At 38.5% G+C, this 13,857-nt stretch carries 17 protein-coding genes; all 17 read left to right on the forward strand.

Annotated features, from left to right (window positions below; translation table 11 throughout):
• Positions 1-31: 31 nt before the first annotated feature.
• Complete coding sequence (locus tag FYJ25_RS03665; protein ID WP_005350395.1) at positions 32-289, forward strand: IreB family regulatory phosphoprotein; 258 nt, start codon at positions 32-34, stop codon at positions 287-289.
• A gap of 2 nt (positions 290-291) precedes the next feature.
• A complete protein-coding gene (gene ruvX, locus FYJ25_RS03670) occupies positions 292-729 on the forward strand; it encodes a Holliday junction resolvase RuvX (RefSeq protein ID WP_154580560.1) in 438 nt (145 codons plus the stop codon).
• A gap of 39 nt (positions 730-768) precedes the next feature.
• On the forward strand, positions 769-1,056 hold the full coding sequence (locus FYJ25_RS03675) for a DUF1292 domain-containing protein (protein ID WP_154580561.1): 288 nt from the start codon (positions 769-771) through the stop codon (positions 1,054-1,056).
• Positions 1,057-1,178: 122 nt separating this feature from the next.
• Positions 1,179-2,843: a ribonuclease J gene (locus tag FYJ25_RS03680; RefSeq protein WP_154580562.1), complete on the forward strand. Its 1,665-nt coding sequence runs from the start codon at positions 1,179-1,181 to the stop codon at positions 2,841-2,843.
• A gap of 3 nt (positions 2,844-2,846) precedes the next feature.
• Positions 2,847-3,236, forward strand: coding sequence for a YlbF/YmcA family competence regulator (locus FYJ25_RS03685; RefSeq protein WP_096240570.1), 390 nt, complete (start codon positions 2,847-2,849; stop codon positions 3,234-3,236).
• 296 nt (positions 3,237-3,532) lie between these two features.
• Entirely contained in the window at positions 3,533-3,898 is a 366-nt protein-coding gene (locus FYJ25_RS03690) for an endolytic transglycosylase MltG (protein WP_096240568.1), read from the forward strand.
• On the forward strand, positions 3,895-4,545 hold the full coding sequence (locus FYJ25_RS03695) for an O-methyltransferase (RefSeq protein WP_021907669.1): 651 nt from the start codon (positions 3,895-3,897) through the stop codon (positions 4,543-4,545). The genes FYJ25_RS03690 and FYJ25_RS03695 overlap by 4 nt, the downstream gene beginning before the upstream one ends.
• A gap of 87 nt (positions 4,546-4,632) precedes the next feature.
• Positions 4,633-5,856, forward strand: coding sequence for a peptidase U32 family protein (locus FYJ25_RS03700; protein ID WP_154580563.1), 1,224 nt, complete (start codon positions 4,633-4,635; stop codon positions 5,854-5,856).
• 58 nt (positions 5,857-5,914) lie between these two features.
• The gene (gene sigK / locus FYJ25_RS03705) at positions 5,915-6,544 is read left to right on the forward strand and encodes an RNA polymerase sporulation sigma factor SigK (protein WP_154580564.1); all 630 of its coding nucleotides are present in this window, start codon (positions 5,915-5,917) and stop codon (positions 6,542-6,544) included.
• Between the two features lie 35 nt (positions 6,545-6,579).
• Positions 6,580-7,095: a YqeG family HAD IIIA-type phosphatase gene (locus FYJ25_RS03710; RefSeq protein WP_154580565.1), complete on the forward strand. Its 516-nt coding sequence runs from the start codon at positions 6,580-6,582 to the stop codon at positions 7,093-7,095.
• Between the two features lie 62 nt (positions 7,096-7,157).
• Positions 7,158-7,715: an elongation factor P gene (gene efp, locus FYJ25_RS03715; RefSeq protein WP_021907673.1), complete on the forward strand. Its 558-nt coding sequence runs from the start codon at positions 7,158-7,160 to the stop codon at positions 7,713-7,715.
• A gap of 240 nt (positions 7,716-7,955) precedes the next feature.
• The gene (locus tag FYJ25_RS03720) at positions 7,956-9,110 is read left to right on the forward strand and encodes a polysaccharide deacetylase family protein (protein WP_167513767.1); all 1,155 of its coding nucleotides are present in this window, start codon (positions 7,956-7,958) and stop codon (positions 9,108-9,110) included.
• Positions 9,111-9,287: 177 nt separating this feature from the next.
• Positions 9,288-10,148 carry a DMT family transporter gene (locus FYJ25_RS03725; RefSeq protein WP_021907675.1) on the forward strand — a complete coding sequence of 287 codons (861 nt, stop codon included), beginning with the start codon at positions 9,288-9,290 and terminating at the stop codon, positions 10,146-10,148.
• A 313-nt stretch (positions 10,149-10,461) separates the two neighbouring features.
• Positions 10,462-10,845 carry a BlaI/MecI/CopY family transcriptional regulator gene (locus FYJ25_RS03730; protein ID WP_167513768.1) on the forward strand — a complete coding sequence of 128 codons (384 nt, stop codon included), beginning with the start codon at positions 10,462-10,464 and terminating at the stop codon, positions 10,843-10,845.
• 266 nt (positions 10,846-11,111) lie between these two features.
• Positions 11,112-11,489 (forward strand): hypothetical protein, encoded by a 378-nt coding sequence (locus FYJ25_RS03735; RefSeq protein WP_154580568.1) that lies wholly within the window; start codon positions 11,112-11,114, stop codon positions 11,487-11,489.
• Positions 11,490-11,663: 174 nt separating this feature from the next.
• The gene (locus tag FYJ25_RS03740; RefSeq protein ID WP_021907677.1) at positions 11,664-11,936 is read left to right on the forward strand and encodes a co-chaperone GroES; all 273 of its coding nucleotides are present in this window, start codon (positions 11,664-11,666) and stop codon (positions 11,934-11,936) included.
• Positions 11,937-12,025: 89 nt separating this feature from the next.
• On the forward strand, positions 12,026-13,648 hold the full coding sequence (gene groL, locus FYJ25_RS03745) for a chaperonin GroEL (protein WP_154580569.1): 1,623 nt from the start codon (positions 12,026-12,028) through the stop codon (positions 13,646-13,648).
• The last annotated feature ends 209 nt before the right edge of the window (positions 13,649-13,857 follow it).

Consider the following 13,857-nt stretch of genomic DNA (forward strand, 5'->3'; position numbering starts at 1 on the left):
TTGATTGTAAATCTGCTAGAAGGAGGTAGACATGGGTAGAAATAATACACAGTTTTTTCATGTGGTTAAAGAACAGGAATACGATGTGGCATCTATTTTGAAAGATGTGTACGAAGCATTAACGGAAAAAGGATATAATCCTGTGAATCAGATCGTAGGTTATATTATGTCTGGAGATCCGACGTATATTACCAGTCATAAGAATGCAAGAAGCCTGATTATGAAGGTGGAACGTGATGAGATTCTTGAAGTTTTATTCGAAAATTATATTGATACTCAGTTGAAGTAATTATGAAAGAAAGATGGATGGGTCTTGATTACGGGACAAAGACAGTAGGCGTGGCAGTCAGTGATGCTTTGGGTATTACTGCGCAGGGAGTGGAGACGATCACAAGAAAGTCGAACAAGAAGCTGCGCCAGACCCTGGCAAGAATCGAAGCATTGGCAGAAGAATACGAAGTGAGCAGAATTGTGCTTGGATTGCCAAAGAATATGAATAATACGCTGGGAGAAAGAGCAGAAGAGACGAAAGAGTTTCAGGAGATGCTGCAGCGAAGAACCGGATTGGAAGTAGTCTTATGGGATGAAAGACTGACTACGATGGAGTCTGAAAGAATTTTACAGGAGGGAGGAGTGTGTCGTGAGAACAGGAAAGAACGTATTGACTGGATGGCGGCGACTCTGATTCTGCAAAGTTATATGGATGCATATCCAATTCCGGAAAAGTAAGCAAAGAACGGACGTAAGTACGGAAGAAAGAGGTTTTATATGAATGATTATGCAAGCATTCCATTTGTGACCGAAGACGGAGAAGAAGTGGAATTCTATGTCCTTGAACAGACAACCCTTAATGGGTTTCACTATCTGTTGGTAGAAGACGGAAGTGCAGATCCGGAAGAAGAGGATGTTGTTGTCTATATTATGAGGGGAGCCGCTGGCTCAGAGGACGAAGAAGAGATGGCAGCCTATGAGATGGTTGAAGATGAGGAGGAACTGATATCAGTATCAAAAGTATTTGAACAGCTGATGGAGGATACTGATTTTGAAGTAGAGTAGCAGGCAGACGTTTGTGTGAGGATAAAACGGCGGATACTTTTGCAGAAAGGGATTGTCCGTTTTATTCTATGCAGCCGTACTTTCTGCTATGGACAAGTGAATAGTAGAACGGAGGTTATAATTTGAAAACAACAGGAAATCAATCAGTAAAGATAATACCTCTCGGCGGATTAGAGCAGATCGGTATGAATATTACTGCGTTTGAATATGAAGACAGTATTATTGTAGTAGACTGTGGTCTGGCTTTTCCGGACGATGAGATGTTGGGAATCGATTTAGTTATACCAGATATTACCTATTTGAAAGAGAATGCATCTAAGGTAAAGGGACTTGTAATTACCCATGGACACGAAGATCATATCGGTGCGATTCCCTATGCTCTTAAAGAACTGAATATGCCTATTTATGCGACAAAGCTTACAATGGGACTTATTGAGAATAAGTTAAAAGAGCATAATCTTTTAAGAACAACCAGAAGAAAGGTCATTAAACATGGCCAGTCTATTAATCTGGGAAGATTTCGTATAGAATTTATCAAAACGAACCACAGTATCAGTGATGCGGCAGCTCTTGCTATCTATACACCGGCAGGAATTATCGTACACACCGGTGACTTTAAGATTGATTACACACCGGTATTTGGAGATGCGATCGATCTGGGACGTTTTGCAGAACTTGGAAAGAAAGGTGTTCTTGCACTGATGTGCGAGAGTACAAACGTTGAGAGAGAAGGATATACTCCTTCAGAAAGAACCGTTGGGCGAACGCTTCGCCATCTTTTTGATGAGAATAAGGATCATCGTATTATCGTGGCAACTTTCGCTTCTAATGTAGATCGTGTGCAGCAGATCATAGACTGTGCATATAGTTGTGGAAAGAAAGTAGTAATCGAAGGAAGAAGTATGGTCAGCACAATTTCTACGGCGGCAGAGCTTGGCTATATTAAGATTCCAGATAATACGCTGATTGACATAGAACAGATGAAGAATTACGTGGATGAGCAGCTCGTGCTTATCACAACAGGAAGTCAGGGAGAGACAATGGCAGCATTAAGCCGTATGGCAGCTTCCACACATCGCAAGGTTTCTATTAAGCCGGGTGATGTGATTATTTTCAGTTCTCATCCGATTCCTGGTAATGAAAAGGCAGTATCAAAAGTAATGAATGAGCTTGCCAAGAAGGGAGCGAGTGTTATTTTCCAGGATACACACGTTTCTGGACATGCCTGTCAGGAAGAGATTAAGCTTATCTACACGCTGACAAAGCCACGGTATGCTATACCGATACATGGAGAGTATCGTCATTTGAAGAGACATAAAGATCTTGCAGTTGAGATGGGAATTCCAAAAGAGAATGTTATGATTCTGCAGTCCGGTGATGTACTGACCATTTCTAAAGAGCAGGCGAAGGTAACTGGTCATGTGCCGGCACAGGGAATTTTAGTAGATGGTCTTGGTGTTGGAGATGTCGGTAATATCGTTCTTCGTGATCGTCAGCATTTGTCACAGAACGGATTATTTATCGTAGTAGTTACACTTGACCGTTATAATGGAGTACTTTTAGCGGGACCTGATATCGTTTCAAGAGGCTTTGTTTATGTGAGAGAGAGCGAGAAGCTCATGGAAGAGGCGAAGAGTGTTGTTACGAATACGTTAGAGCATTGCAATGCGAAGAAGATTACAGACTGGGGTCGTATTAAGGGAGCTATCCGCGACGATCTCGGAGATTATATATGGAAGAAGATGAAGAGAAGTCCGATGATTCTTCCAATCATTATGGAAGTGTAGAACATGATGAATGAAGGAAAGTTATCAATACCGTTCTTTCCTGATACAGAAGATATTTGTCAGAGTACGAAGCAGCTGACGAATATGATCTGCCATACAGAAGATTACAAGTGTTATCAAAAGGATCTGGCAGTTCTGAAAGCACAGGAGGAGCTGTATCATAAGTTTAAAGAATTTCGTGGAAAAAGCCTGCATTTACAGCTGGAAAGAGAACAGGAACAGTACTTTGAAAGAATGGAGTCGCTTCATTCGGAATATAAAGATGTGCTGACAGAACCAGTGGTGGTAGATTTCCTTTCCGCAGAACAGCGGATGTGCAAGCTGATGCGAATAGTATATGATGGTATCGCAGAGGATATCAAGCTGGATCTGTCCTATATGGATGAAGTTTAATAAAAGACAGATAAATACTGGCAGATACTTATGCGCTTTATAAAGTCAGGCACATAGGATTCTGGGATATATCAGATGTGAGATGACTCCCACATCTTCAGGTGGCGAGGAGCAAATTAGTATCAGTGGTGGGAGTCAATCCCCCATCTGATATAGCCTCCGGCAGGATTGCAGAGATGCGCAAAAGAAATATGTCATGCTTTGCATGACGCGCATCTCGCAGCAAGAATGCCGAGGCATTCTTGAATTCTGAGATATATTAAGAATAAAAGGAGTAAGGATAAGGAGTAGGAATCATGTTGGAAAGAGTAATGCACATCATTATAAAGACATTAGCATATATTTTTATTCTGCTTCTTTTTGTTCTGCTCTTTGTGCGAATGAGTGGGTTTGGTCGTGCTATTTTTGAAGACAAGGCAAAGAACAAGCCACAGGAAGCAAGAGAGACTGTACTGGTTGTGGAGGAGAAGGAATCCCTTCTGGATATCTCTAAGGATCTGGCAGAACAGGGGATCGTAGATAATGCATATCTGTTTGCCATATCTCTTCGATGTATGAACGGATATGAGAATATCCGTCCGGGAGAATATCGGGTTTCTTCTTCCACGAAGCCGTCAGATATATTAAAACAGTTAACCCATGAGGAGGAAAAGCTACAGTGATCACAGAAGAGAGAGTTCTGGATTTCATTCGTTCCTTTGGAGTAGACAGAGGGTCTGAGGCTTTGCATATGATTGAGAAAGAGGCAGTCAGGGATGATGTGCCGATTATCCGTAAAGAGACAGGCGAGCTTCTTCGAATACTACTGCAAATTAAAAAACCGGAGAGAATTCTTGAGGTAGGTGCTGCCATAGGATTTTCTTCGGTTTTTATGGGTGAAAATACCGGAAAAAATACACACATAACAACAATAGAGAATTATCCGCCGCGTATTGAACGGGCGAAGGCAAACATCGCCCTTGCAGGCATGGAAGATAAGATTACGTTAATTGCAGGAGATGCGGCAGAAGTTTTAAAAGGATTGTCCGGAAGCTGGGACTTTATTTTCATGGATGCGGCAAAGGGACAATACATTCATTTTATGCCGGAAGTGATGAGACTTTTAGCTCCGGGAGGAATCTTAGTGTCAGATAACGTGCTTCAGGACGGAGACATTTTTGAGTCCCGCTATGGCATTAAACGACGGAATCACACGATTCATAATCGAATGAGAGAGTATTTATATGCACTGACCCATGATGAAGCAATCGATACCGTTATTCTTGAAACCGGAGATGGCATGGCAATCAGTGTTAAAAAAGAAGATTAAAATTAAAATAAAAATAATTAATAAAAATGATAATACAGGCGATACCATAATGATCGTCTATAAGCAAAACAGAAAGAAAGGGATATAATGAGAAATACAGAATTACTTATACCGGCAAGTAGTTTAGAAGTATTAAAGACAGCAGTACTTTACGGCGCGGATGCAGTATATATTGGTGGAGAAATGTACGGTCTTCGTGCAAAAGCCCGTAACTTCTCAAGAGAAGATATGGAAGCAGGTATAAAGTTTGCTCATGAAAATGGAGTAAAAGTATACGTTACAGCTAATATTGTGGCACATAATGAAGATTTAGAAGGAATACGAGAGTATTTTAGAGAATTAAAGGAAATTGGACCGGATGCGCTGATCATTTCTGACCCGGGCGTGTTTATGATAGCAAAAGAAGAATGTCCGGATATTGAAAGACATATCAGTACACAGGCAAATAGTACAAACTATGCAACATATAATTTCTGGTATGCACAGGGAGCAAGTCGTGTTGTGGCAGCCCGCGAGTTATCGTTAAAAGAGCTTTCAGAGATTCGTGCTAATATTCCGGAAAATATGGAAATCGAAGCCTTTGTTCATGGAGCAATGTGTATTTCTCATTCTGGAAGATGTCTGCTTAGTAACTATTTTACCGGAAGAAATGCAAACATGGGAGCATGCACACATCCATGCCGCTGGAAATATTATGTTATGGAAGAAAGCCGTCCGGGCGAATATCTTCCTGTGGAAGAGAATGAAAGAGGCACTTATATTTTTAATTCAAAAGATCTTTGTATGATCGAACACATTCCGGATCTGCTTGAGGCTGGAGTGGATAGTCTGAAGATTGAAGGACGTATGAAGACAGCACTTTATGTGGCAGCTGTTACCAGAACGTATCGAAGAGCGATCGACGATTATAAGACTTCTCCAGAATTATTTGAAAAGAATTTGGATTATTACCGTAAAGAAATCGCAAAATGCACGTATCGTCAGTTTACTACAGGATTTTATTATGGAAAAACAGACGAGAATTCCCAGATCTATGATGCAAATACTTATATTAAGGAGTATACGTATATCGGAATCGTGCAGGATGTTGATGAGAATGGCTGGTGCAAGATTTACCAGAGAAATAAATTCTCAGTAGGAGAAACAATTGAAGTGATGATTCCAGACGGAAGTAACAGAGATCTCAAAGTACTTGGTATGGAAGATGAAGATCGTCATGCAGTAGAATCTGCACCACATCCAAAACAGGAAATCTGGATCAACTTTGGGGAAGCATTAGAGAAGGGGTATCTGCTTCGAAGAAAAGAGTAGGAACAGTGTCCATCCTGTCATGCATATAATGTAAGGAAAACGGGTTTCGGAGCGTTGTATGCGGTCATTTAAGAAGCCATTAAAGATGGAAGAAGAAAGATATTATCTTAAAATGTACCGTAACGGAGATGAGAAGGCGAAAGAGAAATTGATTGAGCATAATCTCAGGCTGGTTGCCCATATTGTAAAGAAATATAACTCACCAGACCGAGACCTGGATGATCTGATTTCCATCGGCACGATCGGATTGATCAAAGCAGTAAATACATTTGATCTGGATAAGGGTGGAAGGCTGGTAACCTACGCTGCCAGATGTATAGAGAATGAACTTTTGATGATGCTTCGTCAGGAAAAGAAGATTCTAAGAGAAGTATCTTTATATGAACCAATTGGTACCGATCAGGAAGGAAACCACATCAGTCTTCTTGATATTATTTCTACGGATGAGGCGGCGCTGGTGGATCAGTATCTTCACAAATATTATCTCAGTCATCTTGAGCAGGAAGTCTTTTTGTTAGAAGACAGCAGGGAACGGACGATTATTTTGAAACGATATGGATTATGTGGAAATAGACCACACACGCAAAAAGAAGTAGCGGCAATGATGGGGATTTCCAGATCGTATGTAAGCCGTATTGAGAAAAAAGCGTTAGAAAAGCTTAGAAACAGTTATGAAGAATATATGTAACTTACGAAAATGCGAAGAATGAGAAAGGAAAATATATGCGGCACATGTTATACCCGGATGAGTATATGGATTCTACTTATGCAATTGATTTTAAAAAGTTATATAAGGACGGATACAGAGGAATATTGTTCGACATCGACAACACTTTAGTTCCTCATGGAGCTCCTGCGGATGAGCGGGCGATTGCTTTGTTTAAAGAATTAAAACAGATAGGTTTTACAACCTGTCTTATATCGAATAATAAAGAACCGAGAGTAAAAAGTTTTTGCGATAAAGTAGATTCTGATTATATTTTTAAAGCAGGAAAACCTCTGCCGGGGGGATATGAAGAAGGAATCCGTAAAATGAAAACAACAAAAGAAAATACCCTGTTTATAGGAGATCAGATTTTTACAGACGTATTAGGGGCAAAGAGAGCCGGTCTTTACACGATCATGGTTAAGCCGATTCATCCAAAAGAAGAGATTCAGATTGTTCTCAAACGATATTTGGAAAGAATCGTTCTGTTTTTCTATTTCCGAAGCATAAGGAAAAAAAGTGTTGAAAAATAGAGGTATTTATTATAGAATAGATTAATGAATGATTTACTAGTGATTAAGGAGGATTTTCAGATATGATTTCTGCAGGCGATTTTAAAAATGGCTTAACTATCGAACTTGAGGGAAATGTATTTCAGATCGTAGATTTCCAGCATGTAAAACCAGGAAAGGGTGCAGCTTTCGTAAGAACGAAGATGAAGAATATTAAGAACGGTGGTGTTGTTGAGAAGACATTCCGTCCAACAGAGAAGTTCCCACCAGCACATATCGAGCGTACAGATATGCAGTATTTATACACAGATGGTGACTTATATTACTTCATGGATGTAGAGACATTCGATCAGATCGCATTGAATGAAGATATGATTGGTGACTCTCTTAAGTTTGTTCGTGAGAATGATATGGTTAAGATGATTTCTCATAACGGAGATATCTTTGCTGTTGAACCACCAATGTTTGCAGAGTTAGAAGTAACAGAATGTGAACCAGGTGAGAAAGGTAATACAGCAACAGGAGCAACAAAGCCTTGTACAGTTGAGACAGGAGCAGTTGTATACGTACCTTTATTTGTAAATCTTGGCGATAAGTTAAAGATTGATACCAGAACAGGAGAATACTTATCCAGAGTATAATTTTTGTTCATTTCAGAATATCTTTATGACATTTTGAAACTATGCAATAAGTTAAAAGCAGGCGGAAATCATACTTTGGTTTTCGCCTTTTATATTTTATGTCACATGAGAGATGACGTTCACTCTGCAGGTGGCGCGTATCTCGCAGCAAGAATGTGAGACATTTTTGAGAGATATTTTTGAATAGATGTAACAGATTTTTAAGAGTACATGAAAGTAGACATTTTACAGGAGGCAGTCATGAAAAGAAAAAAGAAATCAGGTGCCGTTAAGATGATCGCAGCAATCGTAGTTGTTGTGATATTATTATGTGGTATTTTTGCTATTATAAGGAATCTTTTTTCTCCTGGTTCAGCAGATAATAAAGCAGGGAATAAAGGAATGGATTCAGGAAAAGCAACAGAAGCATCAACTGAAAAAGCGGATAATAGTGTACCGATGACAGACTTAAAGGTTAGTGCACCGGCAACAACGATTCGTGTTGGCGAGACAATGCAGTTAAAGATTACGCATGAGCCATCGAATGCGACAAATACAAAGCTGAAGTGGACTTGTGATAAAGATGGAATGGTAACAGTTACAAAAGATGGCGTGTTAAAACCAGGCAAGAATGCAGGTAAGAATACAGTGAAGGTAACTGCTACAGCAACAGATGGTTCGAAGTTAAGCGCATCTTTTGATCTTAGAATTTATCCGGCAATCGACCCAAGTAAACCAATGGTAGCGATTACTTTTGATGATGGTCCTAACCCAGATACAACAACCCCAATGCTTGATACTTTGGAAGAAAACTATGCAAAGGCAACTTTCTTCTGTTTAGGACAGAATGCGGGGTATTATCCGGAAACTGTACAGAGAGAACATAATCTTGGTATGGAAGTTGGAACACATACGTACAGCCATAAAGTTCTCACAAGTCTTGACGCATCTACACTTGACAGTGAGATCAGCAAGTCTGTTAACGCGATTGAAGATGCCATTGGTGTGAAGCCAACCTTAATGCGTCCTCCTTATGGAGCAGTAAACAAAACAGTATTATCTGCAGTAGGTGGATATAATCTTTGCTGTATGAACTGGTCTCTTGATACAGAGGACTGGAAAACAAAGAATGCAGATGCGACCTATAATGAAGTGATGAAAGCACAGGATGGAGATGTTGTACTTCTTCATGACATCCACGAATATAATGTAGATGCAGTAAAACGATTTGTTCCGGATTTGATCGCACAGGGATTCCAGTTAGTAACCGTACCTGAACTCTATAAAGCAAGAGGAGAATCTCTTGATGCGGGAACTGTTCATTATCGTACAGATCCTACAACACAGGCAGTGACAGAGACAGCACCTGCAGATTCTACCGATGCAGCAACAGGAACTACCGCTGTTTCAGAGTAAGATGCCTGCAGCCTAAAGGTAGAACGAAACTGCTACAGCTAATATTTAAAAGAAGCATGATTTATTAAAGTTATAAAATCAATACTTTAATGAATTATGCTTCTTCTTTCAAGTTCGGCATTAAAAAGTTTTAACTAGAATTTTTAACTATAATTAATTATAGAAAGAGGAATTTGTATGAGTCAGAAAAATAAAGGGATTATCTTGATTATTACGTCAGCTTTTTTCTTTGCACTTATGAATATGATGGTTCGGCTTGCCGGAGATCTGCCGTCTATTGAGAAAAGCTTTTTCCGTAATTTTGTTGCAGTATTTTTTGCGCTTATTGCTTTGAAAAAATCGCATACACCAGTGCATATACCAAAAGGACAGCTTAAAAATCTGTTGATGCGTTCAATCTGTGGTACGCTTGGTATTTTATGTAATTACTATGCGATCGATCATCTGATGCTTGCAGATGCATCTATTTTAAATAAACTATCTCCGTTCTTTGCCATTTTGTTTTCATTTCTGCTTCTAAAAGAAAAAATACATCCATTTGCGGCAAGTTGTGTATGTATCGCTTTTATCGGAAGTTTATTTGTTATTAAACCAGGTTTTGCCTCAGTAACTGCACTGCCGGCTTTTATTGGACTTCTTGGTGGGATGGGAGCAGGAATTGCATATACGTATGTTCGAATCCTTGGAACAAACGGTGTGAAAGGTCCGTTTATCGTTCTCTTTTTCTCCGCATTCTCCTGCATTGTGACATTGCCATATCTTATATTTGACTTTCATCCAATGACACTTGCCCAGTTTGGCTGTCTGCTCCTTGCCGGATTATTTGCAAGTGGAGGACAGTTTACTATTACTGCAGCATATACCTGCGCACCGGCAGGCGAGATTTCAATCTATGATTATTCACAGATTATTTTCTCCACAGTCCTTGGTTTTCTGTTCCTTAGACAGATTCCTGATTTGTGGAGCTTTGTCGGATACGGAATTATCATCGCAGCTTCTGTTGCCATGTTCTTGTTCAATAATCGAAAGAGAGCGTAATCTTTCTTTCTTTTTTTGAGCTTTTACATGATTTTTTGCCTTCTCGTAAATATCAAATGCTTCTGTATATCTTGGACTGTAATCATTATGGTAACGACCTGTTTTTTTCATAAAAAATCCTTTCGTTTATTATAAATAAAAATCAAAAAAATCTGAGAGTACAGTATAATATATTAAAAAAAATGTCAAGATACCTTTTAACCCTAACTAATGTCAATGAAAGAAATATAGAAAGTGCTTGCAAGAATCATTAAGCCATAGTATAGTCTATATATTATAAAATGCAAAGCAAGTACACAGGAGGATGAAGTATATGAGTAGTCACTTGAGTAAAACAGAATACGAGATAATGGAGTATTTCTGGGAAATGGAAGATAAGTATACTTTTGGGGAATTGATGAAGTATTTTAATGAGAATCTGGATAAAAACTGGAAGAAACAGACATTGAATACTTTTTTAAGCCGTCTCATTGAAAAGGGACTGTTAAAGAAAGAAAAAGAAGGAACAAAGACCTGTTATCAGATGAAGATAACAAAGGCGCAGTTTAAGCAGAATAAAGCAAGGGCGATTCTTAAAGAGTCCTACGATGGAAAGATCAGCCATTTTATTGCGGCGCTGACGGGTGATGATGCGATTACGGATGTGGATGAGCAGGAACTGCTCTCACAGATTAAAGCGATAAAGAACAATTCCTGATTTTTTATATTAGATGTGAGATGACGCGCATCTCGCAGCAAGAATGCCGGGGCATTCTTGAATTTATAATAGAAAAAGCGAAGAAAGATAACAGTTTGTAATTAAATAAAAGAAATGATAAAGTGTGCTATATAGATAGTGCACTTTTTTTTTCAAGAGAATGAAACATTTTATATAAAAACTGCGTCTATATATAAAGTAAAATAAGGTACAGATGATCGAGATCATTGCGATGATGGAACGACTTGATTGCGCTGAGGAGGAGAATGATGAAGATAAGAATACTGGGATTTGGAGTACTTATAGGAATCCTATTGTGTTCCATAGCAGTGAATGCAGAGGAATATGATAGAAAAGGAGAGGAGTCTCCTTTGGCTATGGAAAGAATGTATAGTGTTCCGCATAAGATATATGGGAGAAAAAAGAATCGAAACAGAATTCGAAGAGTGTATGGAAAGTATCAATTACCTCCAGATGCTAAGGTGGGAGACATTATAAAAACAAAAAGAGGATATAAGCAGATTACCGGTATTTATGAAAATGGGCGGTTTCGAATGAAGAATCTTGAGAAGAAACATACTGGGAAGAGAAAAACTAAAGAAAAAAAGAGATATAATCAGAAAACAAGAGGAAAAGAGAGATAAATATAGATATAAAACAAATTACAAAGAAATAAAGAATTTTTAAACTTGCAATTATAAAAGAAAAAACATATTATAGGTATTAGCGATTAGCACTCAAACGTAATGAGTGCTAACAACATAAAAATAAGAAAGATAACAGATTTACAATTAATTTTGATTAGGAGGCATTATATTATGAAGTTAGTACCATTAGCAGACAGAGTTGTATTAAAACAGCTGGAGGCAGAAACAAAAACAAAGACTGGTATTATTCTTACTAGCTCCGCACAGGAAAAACCACAGGAAGCAGAAGTAGTAGCTGTAGGTCCTGGAACAGATGATGTTAAGATGGAAGTAACCGTTGGACAGAAAGTAATTTATTCTAAATATGCAGGAACGAATGTTAAAATGGAAGAGGAAGAATATATCATTGTAAAACAGAGTGATATTCTTGCAATCGTAGAATAATAGGTAACATATATTTATTTTGATTTATATCAGATAATCATCCATAATTTTTGGTTAATATATTTTATATAACAGGAGGAATCTTTATTATGGCTAAAGAGATTAAATATGGCGTAGAAGCCAGAAAAGCATTAGAAGCAGGCGTAAACCAGTTAGCAGATACTGTAAGAGTAACACTTGGACCAAAAGGACGTAACGTAGTTCTTGATAAGAGCTTTGGTGCTCCTTTAATTACAAATGATGGTGTTACGATCGCAAAAGATATTGAATTAGAAGATGCATTTGAAAATATGGGTGCGCAGATTGTAAAAGAAGTTGCAACAAAGACAAATGATGTTGCAGGTGACGGTACTACAACAGCTACTGTTTTAGCACAGGCAATGATCAATGCAGGCATGAAGAACTTAGCAGCAGGTGCAAATCCTATTATCTTAAGAAAAGGTATGAAGAAAGCAACAAATGCAGCAGTAGAAGCTATCGAAAAGATGAGCGAGCAGGTTGGAGGCAAAGAACAGATTGCCAAAGTTGCATCAATCTCTGCCGCTGATGAAGAAGTTGGCCAGTTAGTAGCAGACGCTATGGAGAAAGTTTCTCAGGATGGCGTTATTACAATCGAAGAGTCTAAGACAATGAAAACAGAGCTTGACCTTGTAGAAGGTATGCAGTTCGATCGTGGATATATTTCAGCTTATATGGCAACAGACATGGAGAAAATGGTTGCAGAATTAGATGATCCATATATTCTGATCACAGATAAGAAGATTGCTAATATTCAGGAAATCCTTCCGTTATTAGAGCAGATCGTACAGAGCGGTTCTAAATTATTAATTATTGCTGAGGATATCGAAGGAGAAGCATTAACAACATTAATCGTTAACAAATTAAGAGGAACATTCTCTGTTGTTGGTGTGAAAGCTCCTGGATATGGTGACAGAAGAAAAGCAATGCTTGAAGATATCGCTATCTTAACAGGTGGTACAGTTGTTTCTGAAGAAGTTGGTATTGAACTGAAAGATGCAACGATCGATATGCTTGGTCGTGCAAAATCTGTTAAAGTTGAAAAAGAGAATACAGTAATTGTTGATGGTGCTGGCGATAAAGATGCGATCAAAGCAAGAGTAGGTCAGATTAAGTCTCAGATTGAAGAGACAACATCTGAGTTTGATAAAGAAAAATTACAGGAAAGATTAGCTAAATTATCTGGTGGTGTTGCAGTTATTCGTGTTGGTGCCGCAACAGAAACAGAAATGAAAGAAGCAAAACTCCGTCTGGAAGATGCTTTAGCAGCAACAAGAGCAGCAGTAGAAGAAGGTATCATCGCAGGTGGTGGATCTGCTTACATCCATGCAGCAAAAGCAGTGAAAGAAATGGCTAAAGAACTTTCCGGTGATGAAAAGACAGGTGCCGAAATCGTGCTGAAAGCGTTAGAAGCTCCTTTATATCACATTGCAGCGAATGCAGGTCTTGAAGGTTCTGTTATCATTAACAAAGTAGCAGAAAGCGAAGTAGGAATGGGATTTGATGCATTAACAGAAACATATGTAAATATGGTTGAATCTGGAATCATTGATCCTGCAAAGGTAACAAGAAGTGCATTACAGAACGCAACAAGCGTAGCTTCTACTTTACTGACAACAGAATCTGTAGTAGCAGACATTAAAGAAGATACCCCAGCTCCAGCAATGCCAGCAGGCGGAATGGGAATGATGTAATCAATATCTTTTGATTCTCAAACATCTTGATATTTGATTAATATTTGATTAATATAAGAAATTAAAAAGTACAGTATCGTATATGTAAAGATTGTCATGTGTGAGAATGTTTAAACACATTTTATTTACTATGACATTACAGCTGCGATGCTGTACTTTTTTTGATTCCCACGTTTATTCAAATCAAAATGTTATTTTTAGGGGTTTTG

This window comes from Anaerobutyricum soehngenii (assembly GCF_009697165.1).
GTDB classification, from domain to species: domain Bacteria; phylum Bacillota; class Clostridia; order Lachnospirales; family Lachnospiraceae; genus Anaerobutyricum; species Anaerobutyricum soehngenii.

Excerpts from the sequence above, each read along its gene's own strand:
- FYJ25_RS03665 (WP_005350395.1), top strand. The coding sequence starts at position 32 with ATGGGTAGAAATAATACACAGTTTTTTCATGTGGTTAAAGAACAGGAA.
- ruvX (WP_154580560.1), top strand. The coding sequence starts at position 292 with ATGAAAGAAAGATGGATGGGTCTTGATTACGGGACAAAGACAGTAGGC.
- FYJ25_RS03675 (WP_154580561.1), top strand. The coding sequence starts at position 769 with ATGAATGATTATGCAAGCATTCCATTTGTGACCGAAGACGGAGAAGAA.
- FYJ25_RS03685 (WP_096240570.1), top strand. The coding sequence starts at position 2,847 with ATGATGAATGAAGGAAAGTTATCAATACCGTTCTTTCCTGATACAGAA.
- FYJ25_RS03690 (WP_096240568.1), top strand. The coding sequence starts at position 3,533 with ATGTTGGAAAGAGTAATGCACATCATTATAAAGACATTAGCATATATT.
- FYJ25_RS03700 (WP_154580563.1), top strand. The coding sequence starts at position 4,633 with ATGAGAAATACAGAATTACTTATACCGGCAAGTAGTTTAGAAGTATTA.
- sigK (WP_154580564.1), top strand. The coding sequence starts at position 5,915 with ATGCGGTCATTTAAGAAGCCATTAAAGATGGAAGAAGAAAGATATTAT.
- FYJ25_RS03710 (WP_154580565.1), top strand. The coding sequence starts at position 6,580 with ATGCGGCACATGTTATACCCGGATGAGTATATGGATTCTACTTATGCA.
- efp (WP_021907673.1), top strand. The coding sequence starts at position 7,158 with ATGATTTCTGCAGGCGATTTTAAAAATGGCTTAACTATCGAACTTGAG.
- FYJ25_RS03720 (WP_167513767.1), top strand. The coding sequence starts at position 7,956 with ATGAAAAGAAAAAAGAAATCAGGTGCCGTTAAGATGATCGCAGCAATC.
- FYJ25_RS03725 (WP_021907675.1), top strand. The coding sequence starts at position 9,288 with ATGAGTCAGAAAAATAAAGGGATTATCTTGATTATTACGTCAGCTTTT.
- FYJ25_RS03730 (WP_167513768.1), top strand. The coding sequence starts at position 10,462 with ATGAGTAGTCACTTGAGTAAAACAGAATACGAGATAATGGAGTATTTC.
- FYJ25_RS03735 (WP_154580568.1), top strand. The coding sequence starts at position 11,112 with ATGATGAAGATAAGAATACTGGGATTTGGAGTACTTATAGGAATCCTA.
- FYJ25_RS03740 (WP_021907677.1), top strand. The coding sequence starts at position 11,664 with ATGAAGTTAGTACCATTAGCAGACAGAGTTGTATTAAAACAGCTGGAG.
- groL (WP_154580569.1), top strand. The coding sequence starts at position 12,026 with ATGGCTAAAGAGATTAAATATGGCGTAGAAGCCAGAAAAGCATTAGAA.